Here is an 18,502-nt window from a genome sequence, read left to right on the forward strand (position 1 = left end):
ATCCGCTCTACGCGCTATGTTCAGTAGGCTTTTGTCCGCATGTGAAAAGGTGGAATACGGCAACCTCCGAGCGATTGACGGGAGGAGCGCGTGTTAAAATTGGCGTTGGCTGATTCGCTGAGGAGCGCCTATCTATGCCCGTCCAGTTGCCGTACTTGAGCAGCTACAAGAACGTCAGTACCCTTTTCGAGAAAATCAATAGCGCGAAGATCCCAGAGACCTTCAATCATCAGTTCATGCAGGACACGATAGGCTTGAAGTCAACGGGCGACCGTCCTCTTATTCCATTTTTGCGTAACCTCGGTTTCATCGATACGGCGAATAAGCCAACGCCCAAATATAGCTTGCTGAAAGGGTCGGAGGACCAACGCAGGACCGCAATAGCGGAGGGCCTGCGCAAGGCTTATGGACCGCTGTTCGACTCTGACGAGAGGGCTTGGGAGTACACGGGCGAGAAGTTGCGGAGTCTGGTCTCACAAGTTGCAGGTACCGATGAGGACATGACGGCCCGTATTGCGAATACTTTTGCGGCGGTCGCGAGGCTCGGCGATTTTAAGTCGGCCTCAAAAGAGGAGCCCAAAAAGGAAAAGGAGAATAGCCCGGAGGTGGAAGTCGAGGACCACGGGGCCGGCCGGAAAGTAAAGGGCTTGAGAACGGAGTTCCATTACAACATTCAAGTTGTCCTGCCATCGAACGGCTCGGAGGAGGTGTATCTCAACATCTTCAACGCCATCCGCAAGACGTTCCAATGACGATAGATTCTACCGCGTCGCTCTTTGTGATGCTCGGTCAGACGGCTGAGAAGACGGTCGCCAAAATCGACAACGTCGTGCCCAAGGAGACGCTTCTGATTTCCAAGGAGCAGGACCTAGCCGCGGTTGTTCCGGACATTGTTCGCAAGGCGGTCGAGGCATCTGAGCCGTACAAGCTCTTCTTTTTCTTTGAGAGTTATCTGCGTGACCTACTGGTCGAGGTGCTGTCGAAGGAAGGGACGGTTCCCAATTGGTACGAGAAAGTACCAAAGGACGTGCAAGATGAAGTCGAAAAGCTAGAAGCGACCGAGGAAATGAAGAGTTGGATGTCCTTAGGTTCGCGCGACAAATCGGCACTCCTGACGCTGCCTCAACTCTTGAAAGTGATCGAGCAGAACTGGAAAGAGGGCTTCGATGATCTGATCAGGGATAAAGGACTAATTCAGGAAGCTCGGCTGCTCGTGCACCTGCGCAACACGATCTGCCACATGAGCATCATTCCTGCTGAGGAGGTCGAGCGCATCAAGCAGACAATGCGGGACTGGTTTAGAGTCGTTGCCCCATAGTGCTGCAGGTAGAGTGCTTAGGCAAATTGCGCGGCACAGTTGGCTGAAATTTCGGTGACAGATTTCGGTGACAGTGCACTTAATTGACACCTGCGAACGGCACATGGCAGGATGAGCCATGGCCCGTCTTGCCCGCGTCGTCATTCCCGGTCTGCCCCACCATGTGACCCAGCGTGGCAACGGGAGGGCGCGTACGTTCTTCGGCGACGACGATTACATGCTCTATCGCGATCTGCTCGCCACACATTGTCTCGCCGCGAAGGTTGAGGTGTGGGCATGGTGCCTGATGCCCAACCATGTGCACCTGATCCTGGTGCCGTCGGATGCTGACGGCCTGCGGCGGGCGCTATCGCGCGTGCATCGCATCTATGCGGGGATCGTCCAGGCGCGCCGCAAGCGCAGCGGGCATTTTTGGCAGGGACGGTTCGGCGCGGTGGCGATGGACGAGGCGCATCTCGCCGCAGCGTTGCGTTATGTCAGCCTCAACCCGGTGCGGGCGCGGCTGGTCGCGCGCGCCCAGGATTGGGCTTGGTCGAGCACGCGTGCGCATCTGCGCGGCAGGGACGACGGCGTGACCGCACGCGAGTCGGTGCGAGAGATTTTTCCTGATGTTGCCGGGCTGCTGACGAACTCACCGGACGATGAGGATGATCTGTTCTCGAAACTGCGCGCCGCCGAGAGCATCGGCCGGCCGCTTGGAAGCGACCGCTTCCTGGCCCGGATCGAGAAGCTGACGGGACGGGTGCTCAAGCCGGCCAAGCGCGGGCCGAAGCCGGCGGAACGGGAGGAGCGATGAGAGCGGCGGCGCCCGGCGCAATGGCGTCGTAATTAAATGCACTGTCATCGAAATTCGGTGATCGACCGTCAGCTCAACCGCGAGGTGTGGGGCATCGTGCAGGGCGGATCGGTGTCTTGGCAGATGGGGCGACAGCGGGGGCTACAAGTTTAGGCTATGATGGAAGCCTAGCGTCGGAAGTAGCCAGGATGAACTGGCGCGCGAGCGATTGGCAATGCAACACTGACGGCGCCCCAGCGGAACCGGCGGGCGGTTCATTCAGAGCTTTCCGATGCGGCGGTCTGAGCGGCCTGAGTAAGCCGAGACATGATGTTACGCGCAACGTGTGACGCTTCCTCACCGAGAATGTCTGTCAATCTAGCTCTAGCTCGCTCCCAAACGACGATGGCTGCCTCCATCAACCTGCGACCTTCGTCGGTAAGCACCAAGCGCTTCCCGGCGCGACCGAGACCTCCTTGGCTGTATACGAGACCCCTTTGCTCAAGACTCTTGACGTTGCGGCTGAGAGTGGTGGCGTCCACTCCCGCTCGCGCGGCCAGTTCCGCGAGCGTCGGCTCGTGGCTGCCACCAATTCCTACCAGAAGGCTGAACTGCTCAGCGGTGATCCCCAGCGAGCGGAAGCAAGCATTGTAAAAGCGCGTGACCGCTCGTGCGGTCGCTCGCGCCTGGAATGCCGGGCATTCGGTTTCGATGAGGCGATAGAGATCTGAATCGTCCGTCATATGTCGGCCTCGACAGGCTTCGAGAAAGAGAATAATGTATATGCATTATTTCTAGGAGAAGCGCGATGCCAGCCTATGTCCACGTCAACCTCCGGGTTAAGGATGCAGCTAAGCAAGCGGATTTGGCCCCGCACTTTCAGGCAGCCCTCACAGCCGCCGGGGGGCGCATCCTCCATTTCGGACCTGTCGCTCGGGTGTTGGAAGGAAACGTGGAGCCGCTGCCTCTAGCCGGCATTTTTGAGTTTGCGACGTTGTCCGACGCTCTTGCATTTTACAACTCGTCAGAATACGCGCCGATCAAAGTCGAGCGCGATGCGGCTCAAGAGGCGCGCATGTTTGTCGTCGATGCAGGCTGACGGGCGTCAAGGTCATGAGCCGAGCGCAAAAATCGCGGTAAAGCGATGCCCGGCATCCTGGACACGACGCCATCCATGATCCAACTCACGTTGAGCCTCTACATGGTGATGCTCGGCGAGTGGCAGGGCGCGCGCCTCGTCGATTCGGTCTGGATCCGCTTCATGGCGACGCCCCAGACGTATTGCGGTGACAGTGCATTTATCTTTGGGCTGTGAGATGTGCGGTGGCCTGCAGGTCCATCGCTCATAGTTCGATTACGCCGTCGCGCCGGTCTATGACGCTTATTCCGATTTTCAGAAATCACCTTGACTCCACCCCCAAATCAGTGGTTTCATCCGCGACATCCCGCCTCGATGCTGAGGGGCGTACGCGCGATCGTCACGATACGTGAGGCGGGGATGCGGTGGCCGCGGCACATCAGGCGCTATTGCGCGACGACTGATGGCGCTTGCGGGCGGTGAAGTCGTGTGGTCCTGGCGCCCCGGTGCTGGCGTTACGTTGGCGACGATGCTTGGCATCGCGCCGACAACGGGGACAAAAGAGCCGGTCCCCGGGGAGAGCACGTATAAGCCGTAAGCCCATCGCGCAGGGAATGCCGGTTGATCGGCTTGACCTGTGGTGACTGCCGCCTGCTTTTTTTCTGCAGGCGGGCCATGGGTGAGGCCTTCACCCGGCATTCCCTGCGCCCTCGCGCTTTTGGAGAGAGGGCCTGTTGCAGCCAAACTCGGGCATCTGGTGCCGCGAGACCGTGAGCGTGCGCCCGCATGGCATCTGGGCAGAGTTGCGATGAAGAATTCATGTCAGGCGGTGCAATTTCGGACATTGCGAGATGCAGGGCGGCGGGCCGGCAGCGTCCGGGAGTCCGTCGACCTCCGTCCTTGAGGCCCCGCATGAACGATGAGGCGGTCAGTCCTCTCTATCGCAGAGCTTGCGAATCTTTCATATTTCAATCAGAGTTTGCAATCACGAGGGGAGGGGCGCATGACCGTGAACGGGTGGGGAGGCATCGGCGCCGTATTGCTCCTGTCGGCGGTGGCGACGGCGCATCCGGCGACCAGCTATGCCTACACGCCCGAGCAGCAGCAGGCCTGCACCGACGACGCACTCCGGCTGTGCAGCTCGGAGGTCCCCGATGTCGACCGCATCACCGCCTGCATGGTCCGGCACAAAGCGGAGCTGTCGCCGTCATGCCGCGCTCAGTTCGGGCCGGAGCCGGGCGAGACTGCGACCTCCGCGACCGGTAAGCCGATGAGCATCCGGCCTGTGGCGAAGAAGCCGGCCGGCAAGAGAACGCAAGGGAAGAGATCCGCAAAGTCCGAGGCGAGTTGAGCGGAGGTTCGGCAGGACGGATGCAAATCCGAGCAGTTCGACGTGAGCAGTCCGACGCTTTGCGTTCGGACACGTGGATTGCTGTTGAGCGAGTTATCATCGGGGAAGGCGTTTGCAGCCCGATGTTCAACGTTGGATAGGTGATCGGCGTTGCTCGATCGTGCGCTGGCCGCGGGGTGTGACTCAAAACCAACGCGAATCAGCAATCAGGAGTTACGCCATAACAAACACTAAATTTTTCTTCCGCGAATCAGCCCGCTGATTCATTTTTGTTTCCGGGGTCAATCTGGAGGCCGAAGTATGAACGTTATTGTTTTCGCATCGCGTAAGGGGGGCTCGGGCAAGAGCACGCTCGCTGCCCATCTCGCTGCGCAGATCAAGTCGAGCAAGTCTTGTCTGCTCATCGATGCCGACCCGCAGGGGTCGCTGACGCTCTGGCACAAGCTGCGCGGCACCAACGAGCCGCCGATCAAGACCGCGGTGAATTCGGTGAGCGGGATCGTCGCCGCCGCCCGCCGCGAGGGCGTCGAATGGGTGTTGATCGATACGCCGCCGACCGTTTCGGCCGTCGTCGAAGACGCCATCAAGAACGCCACCATGGTCATCATCCCGGCGCGTCCGGGCGTGTTCGACGTCAACGCGGTGCAGGAGACGATCCAGACCTGCCGGGCGGCGCGCAAGCCCTATGCCGTCGTGCTGAACGGTGCGCCGGCGCGCCGCGACGAGTCCGAAAGCCCGATCGTCACCATCGCCCGCGAGGCGCTTGCCAAGTTCAGGGCGCCGGTCTGGGGCGGTCAGATCACCAACCGCGCCGACCTGCTGATGGCGCTCGGCCAGGGCGAGGGCGTGCGCGAATATTATGCCGAGGGTCGTGCTGCGGCCGAGATCGCAAGGCTGTGGGCTGCGATCGAGCGTTCGGTGCGGGCGATCCGGGGCACCGTGTCGGCGAACGGCGCGATGCACAAGCAGGCGGCTTGATCGCGTCCCGAAGTCAGGAGCGTACAACGCACGGCTCCCGCGCGTTGGTTTAAGTGGTCAAAGATCTCAGAGCCGTGCGGCGGCGCGGCTTGATCTTCCCGACCTCCAGCCGGCAACCAGGCTAGACGACCATCAGGAAATAGACCGCGATCGCGGGCGTCAGGGTCAGGATGACGGACCAGATGCCGATCGCCCAGAGAATGTCTTCTCGAGTGAAGCTCTGCTGCGCAGAGTAGGGATGATGCTGTAAAGCCACGACGCCCCCGCGTTCTTGCTCTTCGCGAGTTTGATATTGGAATAGTTTTAAAAGCCGGTTGCGATTTCGCTTCCATTTGTTCGCTTCGATTTGCTCGCGGGGATTAGTTTGCATTTAACTCGATGGCAGCCGATCGGCATCGGTTCGCGGCATGCCGCGCCGGGTCAGCGGCGCGGCCATACAGGTCCCTCATGCAGGTAACAGGACGCCGTGCCGGTGCGCGATCAGCTGGTCGAGACGGGCGGCGAGCTCGACGCTCACCTCCACCATCGGCAAACGCAGCTCGGGGCTGGCAATGACGCCGGTGCGGGCGAGCCAGTACTTCGCCGGGGCCGGGCTCGGCTCGGCGAACAGCAGCCGCGTCAAGCTCTCGACGGCATCCCAGCAGGCGGCTGCGCTGTCATGACGGCCGGCCGCGATGTGAAGCTGGATGTCGGCGAAGGTCTCGGTCTCGATATGCGCCGAGAGCAGGATCGCGCCATCCGCCCCGGCCTGAAGCGCGTCGAAGCTCTGCGCGTCTTCTCCCGTCATCACGCGGAAGCCGTGCGGCCGCTTTTGCAGGAGTTCGCGGGTCTGCGCGCGGTTGGCGCAACAATCCTTCAGGCCCACGATCTTGGGGTGCTCGGCGAGCCGCAGCAGCGTTTCGTTGTCGAGGCCGACCGCGGACCGGTAGGGGATGTTGTACAGGATGATCGGATGCGCGGTGCGTTCGGCCAGCGCCAAGAAGTGCTGCAGGAGCCCGCGTTGCGAGGGCCGCACGTAGAACGGGCTCGAGATCAGATAGCCGTCGATCGGCCAGGTCGCGGTCCGATCAAGCGCCTCCGCCAGCTCCGCCGTGGCCGCGGCGCAGAGGCCGAAGCAGATCGGCAGGGTTCGGCCGGTCGCCGCCAGTTCGGCGCGCACGATCCTGACCAGGCGCTCACGCTCGGCCCACGACAGCGCCAGGCCTTCGCCGGAGGTCGCAGCCAGGATGAGGCCATCGATCGGCTTGGCCGCATAATGCCTGACAAGGCTGCGCAACGACGGCTCATCCAGCTCGCCGTCACGGAACGGGGTGATCAACGGCAGCCAGAGGCCGTGCAGTTGGGTGCGCAGGTCGGTCATGGTCCATCTCCTTGTTTCGAGCCGGGAGACGGAGCCAACAAAAAACCCCGTCCTAGCGGCGGGGTTTTGCGAAGCGGCGGATCAGAAATTCAGCGCGCGCGTCCACACCTCCCCCAAGGGGGAGCTTTTTTCGACGACAGCTTGGCGTGCGACGACGTGGACATGGCTCCTACATGCGTGGAAGCGGCCGTACTGTCAACGACAGGTTGCCTTAAGCGCAAAAAAATAGCCGGGCCCAATGAGCCCGGCTGGAGGTTTGGCCATGTGAGGCCGACACAATCACCTTCCAAGAGGGATTCCTGAACGCCCGCGCCACTGGAGGAGGGGGACAAATGCGCAACGCGAGCACTCAGTACGGAGTTATTATGGTACCCGCCACCGCTACCCAGCAACCATGCGAGCCGCATGTCAGACATGCACAAATCAGGACGGCCAGCGCTGCGCTTTGCTCACGACAAAGTCACGGAACACCTGCACGCGCGCCACCGTCTTCAACTCTTCGGGATAGACAAAGTAGGTGTCGAGCTGGATCGAATCCGACTCGCCGAAAAGTTGCACCAGGCGGCTGTTTTCTTCGACCAGATAATCCGGCAGCGCGGCGATGCCGAGCCCCTGCTGACAGGCGCGCACCAGCCCCAGGATGTTGTTGACCTTGAAGTAGGCCTCGCGCGGTCCGGAGCCGTTGCGGCCGGCCTCGACCAGCCAGTTGCGGTTCTGCAGATGCGGAGCGACCTGGCCGTCGGCCAAGGTGATGATGCGATGGCTGTCGAGTTCGTCGAGGGTGCGCGGCGTGCCGAACCGCTTCACATATTCCGGCGAGCAATAAGCATGGAAACCCATCGCGAACAGCTTGCGTTGGATCAGGTCGGGCTGGGTCGGCTTGCGGGTGCGGATCGCCACGTCGGCCTCGCGCATCGAGAGGTCGAGCTCCTCGTCGGTCACGATCAGCGAGATCCGGATCTCTGGATAGAGCGCTGTGAACTCGCCGAGCCGCGGGATCAGCCAATTGATGCCGACCCCCGGCGTGGTCGTGACCTTGAGGTCGCCGCTCGGCCGCTCCCGGCTGTCTGTCAGCTTGGCGCGCGCCGCCTGGAGCTGCATGAAGACGTCATGCGCGGTGCGGAACAGGAGATCGCCTTGTTCGGTGAGGATGAGGCCACGTGCATGGCGGTGGAACAGCGAAACCGACAGCTCCTGTTCGAGCGCGCTGACCTGGCGGGACACCGCCGATTGCGACAGCCCGAGCTGCTCCCCGGCATGCGTGAAGCTCCCTGCTTCCGCCGCTGCGTGAAACACCTTCAGCTTGTCCCAATCCATATCCGTAAATCCGTCGCGAGTTCGTGCCATCGTTGAGTTCATTCCGCAGCCGCGCGTTCGCTCGCGGCATGCGCAAGGAAGCGTTCGGCCTCGAGCGCAGCCATGCAACCCATGCCGGCTGCGGTGATCGCTTGGCGGTAGGTTTCGTCGGCCACGTCGCCGGCCGCGAACAGGCCGGGGACGGACGTCGCCGTCGAATTCGCCGCGACCTCGACATAGCCGGAGGGTTTCAATTTCACTTGGCCGGCGACGAGGTCGGTCGCGGGCGCGTGTCCGATTGCGATGAAGACGCCGTCGGCCCGGAGCTCGGTCAGCGCGCCGGTCTTGATGTTCTTGAGCCGGACATGGGTGACCTTGGCGGGCGAGCTATCGCCGCAGACCTCGTCGAGTGCACTGTCCCACACCACCTTGATCTTGGGGTGGTTGAACAAGCGGTCCTGCAGGATGCGCTCGGCGCGGAAATGATCGCGCCGATGCACGACCGTGACCGATGCCGCAAAATTGGTCAGGAACAACGCCTCCTCGACCGCTGTGTTGCCGCCGCCGACCACGACGACGTCCTTGCCTCGGTAGAAGAAGCCGTCGCAGGTCGCACAGGCGGAGACGCCGAATCCCTTGAACTTCTCCTCGGAGGGGATGTCGAGCCAGCGCGCCTGGGCGCCGGTTGCTAGGATCACGGTATCCGCGAGGTAGGTGTCGCCGGAATCGCAGGTCAGCTTGAACGGCCGCCGCGACAGGTCGAGCTTGGCGACATAGTCCGTCTTGATCTGGGCGCCGACATGCGCCGCCTGCTTCTCCATCTGTTCCATCAGCCAGGGCCCCTGGATCACGTCTGCGAAGCCCGGATAGTTCTCGACGTCTGTGGTGATCGTGAGCTGACCGCCCGGCTGGATGCCCTGGATCAAGATCGGCTCCAGCATTGCCCGCGCTGCGTAGATGGCTGCCGTATAGCCGGCTGGGCCGGAACCAATGATGACGACCTTGGCGTGGAGCGGAGCTTGCATGGGGCGGATTTCTCGTCGGGCGGGGGATTTTCGCGATGTGGCAAGCGGAATGTGCCGGCACACGCCCCGGCCGCCCATCGAAAGTGTCAAATCCAAGTCTAAGGCATCTGGCTAGCCATGCAAGAATTGCAACGCATCTCAGCGAATTTTCCCTTCACGAGCCGGTCATTGGCTGGAAAAGGCGTAATAAAATTGCGCAAATGAGCCGGCCTGCGCTAAGACAGTTCCGTCCCCTCGGGGTGACCGACCGGTCATCCGCCGCAGCTTCCGCCAGGACCAATATCCCCGTGTCGAAAAATCTTGACGAGATAGACCTCAAAATCCTGAGCGAGATCCAGGCTGACGGCCGGATCACCAATGTCGAGCTGGCAAAGCGGGTCGGCATCTCTCCGCCGCCCTGCCTGCGGCGGGTACGGACCCTGGAGGAGGAAGGCTACATCACCGGATATCGGGGCCTGCTCGATCCACGCAAGCTCGGCTTCGATGTGACGGTGTTTGCTTCCGTCCATCTCTCCAGTCAGGCGGATGCGGACCTCAAAGCGTTCGAGGAGTTCGTGCGTGCCGAGCCGCTGGTACGGGAATGCTGGATGTTGTCGGGCGAGGTCGATTTCATCCTGAAATGTGTGGCGCCCGACATGGCGACCTTCCAGGAATTCGTGACGCACCTGACCGCGGCACCCCATGTGCGCAATGTCAGGACGTCGCTCGTGCTGCACAACTCGAAATACGAGGCGGCGGTGCCGCTCGACGTGAAGGGACGGGATTGATCGTCCCGTCATTCTGGGGCGATGCGACCATCAAAGCTCAAATGGGCAATTGCACATCTGGGAATCTCAAGCTTGCGATTCGTCCCTTCCGCGCAAAATGGCTTTGCCATTTTGTCGCGGAGGCATCCCACAATGACCACGAATTGATGTGATTACATCTTCTTCCGGATCACCGCGTCCAGGCTGATCGGGCCGCCGCCCGAGGTCATCAAATAAAGGCATGCGAAGCAGAGCGCGATCGCGAGCGAGCCGCCATTGACGACGGGAAAGAAGTTCTTCGGAAAATGGCCGATGAAATAGGCAAACGCCATTTCCCCCGAAAGAGTGAAGGCGACCGGCCGGGTGAAAAGGCCGAGCATCAGGAGAGCACCCAGGATCAGTTCGATCGAGCCTGCTGCTCCGTACAGGGACATGATCTGGACTTTGGCGAAAGGCGAGTCTGGCGGGAAGTGAAGGATCTTGGCCACGCCAAATTGAAACAAGAGCAGCCCGGCGATGAAGCGAAACAGGCTAAGCGCCGCCGGTTGCCAGGATGAGAGCATCTTCTCCATATCGATCTTCCCCAGTCAAAACGAGCAAAGCTCCAAACGGACAAAGCCGGCCGCGGCGAGCGGAGGCTGCCGCGATCGCATGCCTTCTCCCCGAGAAGGAGGGACGCCGCAGCCCGTGTTTGCCCCTATCGGATATGCTCTATCGCAACGGCCCGCGTCCGTCACTGGAATGTGTTCGCGTTGTCGATGAATTGACTTAGCTAGCTAACAGCTCGCCTGGTCGTGCTCGGGGTCTTACAATCAGTAATTGCAGCGCAACAAAAAAGCCGCGCAGCATGCGCAGCTTTTTGTAGGGCGGAAGTGGCAGCCGTGGGCTAGCGCCACTCCACCTTTGCAATTTCATAGGATTTGGCGCCGCCCGGCGCCATCACTTCGACGGAGGTGCCCTTCTTCTTGCCGATCAGGGCCCGCCCCAGCGGCGAGGTGATGGAGATCTTGCCTTTCTTGGCGTCGGCCTCGACCTCGCCGACGATCTGCCACACCGCCTTCTTCTCGGTGTCCTCATCGATCAGGGTCACGGTGGCGCCGAACTTGATGGTGTCGCCGGACAGCTTGGTGACGTCGATCACATCGGCGCGGGCCAGCTTGTCCTCGAGCTCGGCGATGCGCCCCTCGTTATGCGATTGCTCCTCTTTCGCAGCGTGATACTCGGCATTTTCCGAGAGGTCGCCATGCGAACGCGCTTCCGCAATGTGTTCGATGATGCGCGGACGGTCCACCGATTGACGCTGCTTCAGTTCGGTCTCCAGCGCGGCGTAGCCGACCGAGGTCATGGGAACCTTTTCCACCATCTCTTCTCGTCCTTCAGTCGTGCGCGCAGGGGCCCGCACGAGTCATACGTTCAGATTAAGCTTTTGCGGCTCAAAGCAAAGCCCGAAAGCCCGGCATGCTCGCCCCCTTTGAGGGCCGAGACAACAGTCAGACGAGGCGGCGGGTTCCTGCGGAGCGTATTATTGCCGAAAATTGCCAATCGCTTAGCGGGCGCTCTGGCGCCGGCAGCGATCAGTTTTCGGAAAAGTAGCTCTGCAGGGTGCGGACCTCAAGGTCCCCGCCAAGATAGGCGCGGATGCCCTGTGCTGCCGCCACGGCGCCGGAAAGAGTGGTGTAATATGGCACTTTATGCAAGAGGGCAGCGCGCCGCAGAGAACGGCTATCGGCCAGCGCCTGCGGGCCTTCGGTAGTGTTGAAGACGAGCTGGATGTCGCCGTTGGTGATGGCGTCGACGATGTGCGGCCGCCCCTCCAGCACCTTATTGATCTTCTCGGCCGGCACGCCGTGATCGACGAGGAAGCGCTGGGTGCCCGACGTCGCCAGTACCTTGAAGCCCAGTGAGTGCAACATCCTGACCACCTCGGTGATCCGATGCTTGTCACTCTCGCGTACCGAGACGAACACGGTGCCACGCCGCGGCACGCGGGTGCCGCCGCCTAATTGGCTCTTGGCGAAGGCGACCGCGAACGAACGATCGACGCCCATCACTTCGCCGGTAGAGCGCATTTCGGGACCCAGCACCGTATCGACACCGGGGAAGCGCGCGAACGGGAAGACGGATTCCTTGACGCCGACGTGCTTGAGCTCGCGCTTCTTCAAGTCGAAATCGGCGAGCTTCTCGCCGGCCATGATTCGCGCTGCGATCTTCGCCACGGGCGTGCCGACGACCTTGGCGACGAAGGGCACCGTGCGCGAGGCGCGCGGGTTGACCTCAAGCACATAGATATCGCCGTCCTTGATCGCATATTGCACGTTCATCAGCCCGACCACGTTGAGCCCGAGCGCGAGCTCACGAGTCTGCCGCTCCAGCTCAGCGATCATGGTCGCATCCAGTGAGTAGGGCGGCAGCGAGCAGGCGGAGTCGCCGGAGTGAATGCCGGCCTCTTCGATGTGCTCCATGATGCCCACGACGAAGGTATCCTTGCCGTCGGAGAGGCAGTCGACGTCGACCTCGGTCGCGTCGGACAGATAGCGGTCGAACAGCAGCGGGTTCTTGCCGAGTACCGTGTTGATCTGGCCGGTCTTGTCGTTCGGATAGCGGGCCTTGACGTCGCCGGGGACCAGTTCCGGCAGGGTGCCGAGCAGGTAATCGCCGAGCTGGTTGTCCTCACGGATGATCTGCATGGCGCGGCCGCCGAGCACGTAGGATGGGCGCACCACCAAGGGCAGACCAAGATCGGACGCGACCAGCCGCGCCTGCTCGACCGAATAGGCGATGCCGTTCTTCGGCTGCTTCAGGTGCAGCTTGTCGAGCACCCGCTTGAAGCGGTCGCGGTCTTCGGCGAGATCGATCGCCTCGGGCGAGGTGCCGAGGATCGGCACGTCGGCAGCTTCCAGCGCGTGTGCAAGCTTGAGCGGGGTCTGGCCGCCGAACTGCACGATCACGCCATGCAGCGTGCCGTTCGTGCGCTCGGTCGCGATGATCTCCAGCACATCCTCGGCGGTGAGCGGCTCGAAATAGAGCCGGTCGGCGGTGTCGTAGTCGGTCGACACCGTCTCCGGGTTGCAGTTGATCATGATGGTCTCGTAGCCGACGTCGGCAAGCGCAAAGCAGGCATGGCAGCAGCAATAGTCGAACTCGATGCCTTGGCCGATGCGGTTCGGTCCGCCGCCGAGAATGATCACCTTTTTCTTGTTGGATGGCGCGCTTTCGTCGGCGAGTTTGCCCGCAAACAGCGCTTCATAGGTCGAGTACATATAGGCCGTCGGCGAAGCGAACTCGGCCGCGCAGGTGTCGATCCGCTTATAGGCCGGGCGCACGCCGAGAGCGCGGCGCTTGGCGGCGACTTCGGCCTCGGTCGTATTGGCGAGTACCGCAAGACGGGCGTCGGAGAAGCCCATCGCCTTCAGGCCGCGCATGGCGGACGCATTCGGCGGCAGGCCGTGCTTGCGGACCTTGTCCTCCATCTCGACGACGCCGCGCATCTGCGCCAGGAACCAGCGGTCGATCTTGCAGGAATTGAAGATCTCCTCATCCGACCAGCCGAGCCGCATCGCCTGCGCCACCTGCAGGATGCGGTTCGGCGTCGGCGTGCCGAGGGCAGCGCGGATGGCGTTCTTGTCGTCGCCGCGGCCGAGCCCCTCGATCTCGATCTCGTCGAGGCCGGTCAGGCCGGTCTCGAGACCGCGCAACGCCTTCTGCAGGCTTTCCTGGAAGGTGCGGCCGATCGCCATCACTTCGCCGACCGATTTCATCGACGTCGTCAGCGTGGACGAGGCGCCCGGGAATTTCTCGAAGGCAAAGCGCGGAATCTTGGTGACGACGTAGTCGATCGTCGGCTCGAACGACGCCGGGGTGGCGCCGCCGGTGATGTCGTTGGCGATCTCGTCCAAGGTGTAGCCGACCGCGAGCTTGGCCGCGACCTTGGCGATCGGAAAGCCGGTGGCTTTGGAGGCCAGCGCCGAGGAGCGCGACACGCGCGGATTCATCTCGATCACGACCATGCGGCCGTCGACCGGGTTGACACCGAACTGCACGTTGGAGCCGCCGGTCTCCACCCCGATCTCGCGCAGCACCGCCAGCGAGGCGTCGCGCATGATCTGATATTCCTTGTCGGTCAACGTCAGCGCCGGTGCGACCGTGATGGAATCCCCGGTGTGCACGCCCATCGGATCGAGGTTCTCGATCGAGCAGATGATGATGCAGTTGTCCTTTTTGTCGCGGACCACCTCCATCTCGTATTCTTTCCACCCCAGCACCGATTCTTCGATCAGCACTTCGTTGGTGGGGGAGGCGTCGAGCCCGCGCTCGATGATGTCGAGATATTCTTCCTTGTTGTAGGCAATGCCGCCACCGGTGCCGCCCATGGTGAAGGAGGGGCGGATGATCGCCGGCAGTCCGATCTCGGACAGCGCCATCAGCGCTTGGCCGAGCGCGTGTTCCTGGTAGCGCTTGCGACGCTCGTTCTCGCCGAGCGTCCATTGCCGATCGAGCTCGTCCCGCTCGGCGCCCGACAGCTTCTCGCGCTCGGCGAGATATTTGTCGCGATATTGCTTCTTCAGCGCCGAGGCGTTGGCGAGACGCGATTTCGGCGTCTGCAGCCCGATCTTCTCCATCGCGTTGCGGAACAGCTGGCGGTCTTCCGCCTTGTCGATCGCATCAGCGGTCGCGCCGATCATCTCGACGTCGAACTTCTCCAGCGTCCCCTGGCGCCGCAAGGACAGCGCGCAGTTCAGCGCGGTCTGGCCGCCCATGGTCGGCAACAGCGCGAAACCGCCCGGAACGACGTAGCGTTCCTTCTCGATGATCTTGCCGACGATCTCCGGCGTGATGGGCTCGATATAGGTCGCGTCCGCCAATTCCGGGTCGGTCATGATGGTGGCCGGATTGGAATTGACGAGGACGACGCGATAGCCCTCTTCCTTGAGCGCCTTCACCGCCTGCGTACCGGAATAGTCGAATTCGCAGGCCTGGCCGATCACGATCGGACCGGCGCCAATGATCAGGATGGTGGAGATGTCGGTTCGTTTCGGCATTCAATCTCGCGGGCAGGAATTAGGCACAAAAAAAGGGCGCGCGTGACGCGCGTCCCCGAAGGCCAAGGCGCGACCAGACCTCGCGCGCGGGCGGTTCTTAGACCAGTTTCCCAGCATCGGAAAGGGTTTTGGGCCGAAATCAACGGCCAATTTGGCCGGATCCTGCGATGAGGCGGCTTTTAGGGCGAAACCGGCTTGCCCAGCCGAAACGCCAAAGGCGCGCAGGCTGGAGGCCCGGCCTGGACTTGAACCAGGTTCAAGAGCGTTGCACCGCTCTTCGCGTCGAAGCTTCCGCCACCGGGCCAAGGGCGATCTTACCGTTCACGGCTCCCGAAGCTACCCGATGCTTCAGTTAACCCTAATTCGGCTTCGGCCTGCGGCGCGCCCGGCGCAGGGCTCGCCACGAAGGTCATGCGCCAGGGATTGTGGCCGATATTCTTCGGCGCGCGCACCGCGCTGAAGCCCGCCTGTTTCAACTTGGCGAGCATGTCGGCCTCGCCGTAGCGCTGCAGGCCGATCTTGGTCCGCAGCTGGCGGTAATCCGACAGCGCGGTGGCGGCGAGACCGACCAGGGCGTCCTTCAGGAACCCATGGGCGCCGGCAAAGCGCAGAAGGGCGATCACATCGCGGGCCATGCCGACATTGGGGCGCAAAATGTCGCCTAGTACCAAGCGGCCGGTCGGCTTCAACAGCCGGCGAATGACGCCGAGCGCCGCGTCGAGCTCGGCCGCGGTCATGTATTGCGCCACCGAGTTCATCACGACGAGGTCGACGGAGGCTTCCGGCATCCCGCGCAACTCGTCGGGCGAGCGTACCCGGATCTTGGTGTTGGGGGCATAGCGGGCGATCAGCCGCCCGCGCACGCCGGGAGCGGGTTCGGCCAGGATCAGCATGGCGCAGGCGTCGGCCACCTTGCCGGCCGACAGAGCCTCGCCGCAGGAATAATCCAGCACGACCGCATCAGGCGAGCTGATGTAGCCGATGATGTCCCGCGCGATCACCTCGAAGTGGAGGTCACGATGCCGCTTGCTCGCGTAAATCGTGTGCGTGGAATCGTAATAGTCGATCCAGTCGTCCATGGTCCCGCGAGCTTCGAATTGAGTTCCTGTGACGGAACCGGGGAGGCCAGCGAGCGTTAACGGGTCCCGTCACCCCTGTCCATGGCCTGCTTTAACAGGAAGGTACCACCGTGAGTAAAGCAAAGACTGACAAAAGCGATCTCGACACCCCGACGGATCTCGCGCCCGACGCGGTCAACAAGATCTCGGCGGCACTGAACACGTTGCTGGCCGACAGCTTCGCGCTGTACCTCAAGACCAAGAACTTCCACTGGCACGTCAGCGGCCGCCACTTCCATGATTATCACCTCATGCTGGACGAGCAGTCGGACGCGATCTTCGCCACCACCGACCAGCTTGCCGAGCGGGTGCGCAAGCTCGGCGGCACCACGCTGCGTTCGATCAGCGAGGTGAGCAAGCTGCAGACCATCAAGGACAACAACGAGGAGTATGTCCCGCCGCGCGAAATGCTGCGCGAGTTGATGGAGGACAACAAGCACATCGCCGCCGCGATGCGCAAAGCCCACGAACTCTGCGACGACAATGACGATCCTGCCACGGCGGGCCTGCTCGAAACCTTCATCGACGAGACCGAGCGCCGCACTTGGTTCCTGTTCGAGGCAAGCCGCCAGGAGGGCAGCAACGCGGCCTGACAGTCAATGACCGGCGTAGCGGGTGCTTCAAGCGCCCGCTGCTATGCTGCATGGCCGAGCGCCGTCCAGCTCCGATACATCATGTAGGCGGCGACCGCGAAGATCATGATCGCGAAGATCTTGTTGAGTGCGCCGCGCTTGGCCGACAAGTTGGTCGCAAGCCGCGCGCCCACCAAGCCGCCGACCACGCCCGCGGCGAGAAACACGAGGGCGAGCGGCCAGTCGATCAGGTCCGAGGCGGCGTAGTTCGCCGCCGTCGTCAATCCGAACGCTGTGACGGATACCAGCGAGGATCCGATCGCGAACAGGATCGGCATTCCAGTCGCGAACATCAGGGCGGGCACGATCAGGAAGCCACCACCGATGCCGAAGAAGCCCGACAAGGCACCGCCTCCGAAGCCAAAGGCCAGGAGCGGAACGAGGTTGTCGCGGTTCAACACCACCGACAGATTTCCGTCCCCGCTGCGCCTGCGCAACATCAGTATGCCAATGATGATCATGACCAGCGCAAACAGCAGCAGCAGTTTCTGGCCATCGATCATCTTGCCGAAGGTCGAGCCGGCAAAAGCGCCGACGATGCCGGCTGCCGCGAACACCACCGCGCAGGGCCATTTCACGTGCCCAGCCCGGGCGTGGTTGGCGAGATTGGCAGCAGCATTGACCGCGACCGCGACGGCACTGGTCCCAATAGCGACATGCGGGCTGCTGACCCCGACCAGATAGACCATCAGTGGCACCGCCAGCACAGAGCCTCCACCGCCGATCAGCCCCAGCGTGAAGCCGACCAAGGAGCCGGAGAGCGAGCCCAGGGCGAGCTGAGCGGCGGGCAGGGCAATCATGAGGATACTCCAACGTTGCGCAAGCAGGCGCCGCCGCTTTGGCGGGAGCAAGTGCACCGATAGGGCTGCGGGGCGCGCAGCCGGTCAAGTTTACAAGGTATCGAGCGGAACTTTGAGGAATCGCCGCCCGCCGCTGTCGGCCACCGGCAGCTGCCCGCCTTTCATGTTCACCTGCAGCGAAGGGATGATGAGGGTCGGCATCGCCAGCGTCCGGTCACGTGCTTCACGCATCGCCACGAATTCGTCCTCGCTGATGCCCTCGCGCACATGGATGTTGTGGGCACGCTGGTCGGCCACGCTGGTCTCCCAACGGGCGGCGCGGCCGTTCGGTCCATAATCATGGCACATGAACAGACGGGTCTCGGGTGGCAGCGCCAGCACCCTCCGGATCGAGCGGTAGAGCTGACGGGCATCGCCGCCGGGGAAATCCGCCCGCGCCGAACCGCCATCGGGCATGAAGAGCGTGTCGCCGACGAACGCCGCGTCTCCGACCACATGGGTCATGCAGGCCGGCGTGTGACCCGGCGTATGTATCGCGAAGGCTGTCATCCCGCCGATCTGGTAGGTGTCGCCATCCTTGAACAGCCGGTCGAACTGGCTGCCGTCACGCTGGAATTCGGTGCCTTCGTTGAAAATCCTGCCGAAGGTCTCCTGCACGATCCTGATGTTTTCGCCGATGCCGATCCTGCCGCCAAGTTTGGACTGGATGTAGGGCGCGGCCGACAAATGATCGGCATGGACATGGGTCTCGATCAGCCACTGCAGCTCAAGCCCACGCCCTTTGATGAAGTCCACGATCGCGTCGGCAGATCGATGGGCGATCCGGCCCGAGGCATAGTCGATGTCCATCACAGAATCGATCACGGCGCAGGCGCGTGAGGTGGGGTCCGCGACGACATAGCTGACGGTGTTGGTGGTTGGGTCGAAAAATGGCGTAACCTCCGGTTTCACGGAGAGATCAACGGGGTGGGGGATCTCGAACATCT

Annotated in this window: 20 protein-coding genes and 1 tRNA gene; 9 read left to right on the top strand and 12 right to left on the bottom strand. The window is 62.3% G+C overall.

What is annotated here, in order from left to right:
- The first annotated feature begins 134 nt into the window (after window positions 1-134).
- The 3 genes from QX034_RS16490 to QX034_RS16500 all read left to right on the top strand — a co-directional run bounded on the left by QX034_RS16490 (window position 135) and on the right by QX034_RS16500 (window position 2,114).
- Window positions 135-752: a DUF5343 domain-containing protein gene (locus QX034_RS16490; protein WP_315701498.1), complete on the top strand. Its 618-nt coding sequence runs from the start codon at window positions 135-137 to the stop codon at window positions 750-752.
- On the top strand, window positions 749-1,318 hold the full coding sequence (locus QX034_RS16495) for a Swt1 family HEPN domain-containing protein (RefSeq protein ID WP_315701497.1): 570 nt from the start codon (window positions 749-751) through the stop codon (window positions 1,316-1,318). Before QX034_RS16490 ends, QX034_RS16495 begins: the two co-directional genes overlap by 4 nt.
- Before the next feature lie 118 nt (window positions 1,319-1,436).
- Window positions 1,437-2,114 carry a transposase gene (locus QX034_RS16500; RefSeq protein ID WP_315701496.1) on the top strand — a complete coding sequence of 226 codons (678 nt, stop codon included), beginning with the start codon at window positions 1,437-1,439 and terminating at the stop codon, window positions 2,112-2,114.
- Between the two features lie 254 nt (window positions 2,115-2,368).
- Here the strand turns inward: QX034_RS16500 and QX034_RS16510 are convergent, their stop codons facing one another.
- Complete coding sequence (locus tag QX034_RS16510; protein ID WP_315701495.1) at window positions 2,369-2,836, bottom strand: MarR family winged helix-turn-helix transcriptional regulator; 468 nt, start codon at window positions 2,834-2,836, stop codon at window positions 2,369-2,371.
- Window positions 2,837-2,901: 65 nt separating this feature from the next.
- On the opposite strand from QX034_RS16510, the gene QX034_RS16515 reads away from it, so the two are divergent.
- The 4 genes from QX034_RS16515 (at window position 2,902) to QX034_RS16530 (ending at window position 5,500) form a co-directional block, all read left to right on the top strand.
- Window positions 2,902-3,192 carry a DUF1330 domain-containing protein gene (locus QX034_RS16515; protein ID WP_315701494.1) on the top strand — a complete coding sequence of 97 codons (291 nt, stop codon included), beginning with the start codon at window positions 2,902-2,904 and terminating at the stop codon, window positions 3,190-3,192.
- 45 nt (window positions 3,193-3,237) lie between these two features.
- On the top strand, window positions 3,238-3,408 hold the full coding sequence (locus QX034_RS34040) for a hypothetical protein (RefSeq protein WP_409977525.1): 171 nt from the start codon (window positions 3,238-3,240) through the stop codon (window positions 3,406-3,408).
- A 766-nt stretch (window positions 3,409-4,174) separates the two neighbouring features.
- On the top strand, window positions 4,175-4,522 hold the full coding sequence (locus QX034_RS16525) for a hypothetical protein (RefSeq protein WP_315726824.1): 348 nt from the start codon (window positions 4,175-4,177) through the stop codon (window positions 4,520-4,522).
- A 300-nt stretch (window positions 4,523-4,822) separates the two neighbouring features.
- A complete protein-coding gene (locus QX034_RS16530) occupies window positions 4,823-5,500 on the top strand; it encodes a ParA family protein (RefSeq protein WP_315701492.1) in 678 nt (225 codons plus the stop codon).
- 121 nt (window positions 5,501-5,621) lie between these two features.
- On the opposite strand, the gene QX034_RS16535 is transcribed toward QX034_RS16530, so the two are convergent.
- The 4 genes from QX034_RS16535 to trxB all read right to left on the bottom strand — a co-directional run bounded on the left by QX034_RS16535 (window position 5,622) and on the right by trxB (window position 9,181).
- Window positions 5,622-5,756: a hypothetical protein gene (locus QX034_RS16535; protein ID WP_315701490.1), complete on the bottom strand. Its 135-nt coding sequence runs from the start codon at window positions 5,754-5,756 to the stop codon at window positions 5,622-5,624.
- Between the two features lie 189 nt (window positions 5,757-5,945).
- The gene (gene dapA, locus QX034_RS16540; protein ID WP_315701489.1) at window positions 5,946-6,860 is read right to left on the bottom strand and encodes a 4-hydroxy-tetrahydrodipicolinate synthase; all 915 of its coding nucleotides are present in this window, start codon (window positions 6,858-6,860) and stop codon (window positions 5,946-5,948) included.
- A 423-nt stretch (window positions 6,861-7,283) separates the two neighbouring features.
- Entirely contained in the window at window positions 7,284-8,207 is a 924-nt protein-coding gene (locus QX034_RS16545) for a LysR family transcriptional regulator (protein WP_315701487.1), read from the bottom strand.
- Between the two features lie 8 nt (window positions 8,208-8,215).
- Window positions 8,216-9,181: a thioredoxin-disulfide reductase gene (gene trxB / locus QX034_RS16550; protein ID WP_315701485.1), complete on the bottom strand. Its 966-nt coding sequence runs from the start codon at window positions 9,179-9,181 to the stop codon at window positions 8,216-8,218.
- Between the two features lie 287 nt (window positions 9,182-9,468).
- Between trxB and QX034_RS16555 the strand changes: the two genes are divergently transcribed.
- Entirely contained in the window at window positions 9,469-9,948 is a 480-nt protein-coding gene (locus QX034_RS16555; RefSeq protein ID WP_315701483.1) for an Lrp/AsnC family transcriptional regulator, read from the top strand.
- A 152-nt stretch (window positions 9,949-10,100) separates the two neighbouring features.
- Here QX034_RS16555 and QX034_RS16560 read toward each other — a convergent pair whose 3' ends face one another.
- From QX034_RS16560 to QX034_RS16580, 5 genes are all read right to left on the bottom strand, one after another.
- Window positions 10,101-10,499 carry a DoxX family protein gene (locus tag QX034_RS16560; RefSeq protein WP_316175092.1) on the bottom strand — a complete coding sequence of 133 codons (399 nt, stop codon included), beginning with the start codon at window positions 10,497-10,499 and terminating at the stop codon, window positions 10,101-10,103.
- Window positions 10,500-10,813: 314 nt separating this feature from the next.
- Entirely contained in the window at window positions 10,814-11,290 is a 477-nt protein-coding gene (gene greA / locus QX034_RS16565) for a transcription elongation factor GreA (RefSeq protein ID WP_315701480.1), read from the bottom strand.
- A gap of 211 nt (window positions 11,291-11,501) precedes the next feature.
- On the bottom strand, window positions 11,502-14,966 hold the full coding sequence (carB, locus tag QX034_RS16570; RefSeq protein ID WP_315701479.1) for a carbamoyl-phosphate synthase large subunit: 3,465 nt from the start codon (window positions 14,964-14,966) through the stop codon (window positions 11,502-11,504).
- Between the two features lie 227 nt (window positions 14,967-15,193).
- Window positions 15,194-15,270: transfer RNA gene (locus tag QX034_RS16575), tRNA-OTHER, on the bottom strand.
- Between the two features lie 10 nt (window positions 15,271-15,280).
- Complete coding sequence (locus QX034_RS16580; RefSeq protein WP_315769056.1) at window positions 15,281-16,045, bottom strand: class I SAM-dependent methyltransferase; 765 nt, start codon at window positions 16,043-16,045, stop codon at window positions 15,281-15,283.
- Between the two features lie 110 nt (window positions 16,046-16,155).
- Between QX034_RS16580 and QX034_RS16585 the strand changes: the two genes are divergently transcribed.
- Window positions 16,156-16,677, top strand: a complete 522-nt coding sequence (locus QX034_RS16585; RefSeq protein ID WP_315701477.1) for a DNA starvation/stationary phase protection protein — start codon at window positions 16,156-16,158, stop codon at window positions 16,675-16,677.
- 41 nt (window positions 16,678-16,718) lie between these two features.
- Here QX034_RS16585 and QX034_RS16590 read toward each other — a convergent pair whose 3' ends face one another.
- Both QX034_RS16590 and QX034_RS16595 read right to left on the bottom strand, forming a co-directional pair.
- A complete protein-coding gene (locus tag QX034_RS16590; protein WP_315701476.1) occupies window positions 16,719-17,516 on the bottom strand; it encodes a sulfite exporter TauE/SafE family protein in 798 nt (265 codons plus the stop codon).
- Between the two features lie 90 nt (window positions 17,517-17,606).
- Window positions 17,607-18,500 carry an MBL fold metallo-hydrolase gene (locus QX034_RS16595; RefSeq protein WP_315701474.1) on the bottom strand — a complete coding sequence of 298 codons (894 nt, stop codon included), beginning with the start codon at window positions 18,498-18,500 and terminating at the stop codon, window positions 17,607-17,609.
- Window positions 18,501-18,502: the final 2 nt, after the last annotated feature.

Source organism: Bradyrhizobium sp. SZCCHNR3119, from assembly GCF_032487775.1.
GTDB lineage: Bacteria > Pseudomonadota > Alphaproteobacteria > Rhizobiales > Xanthobacteraceae > Bradyrhizobium.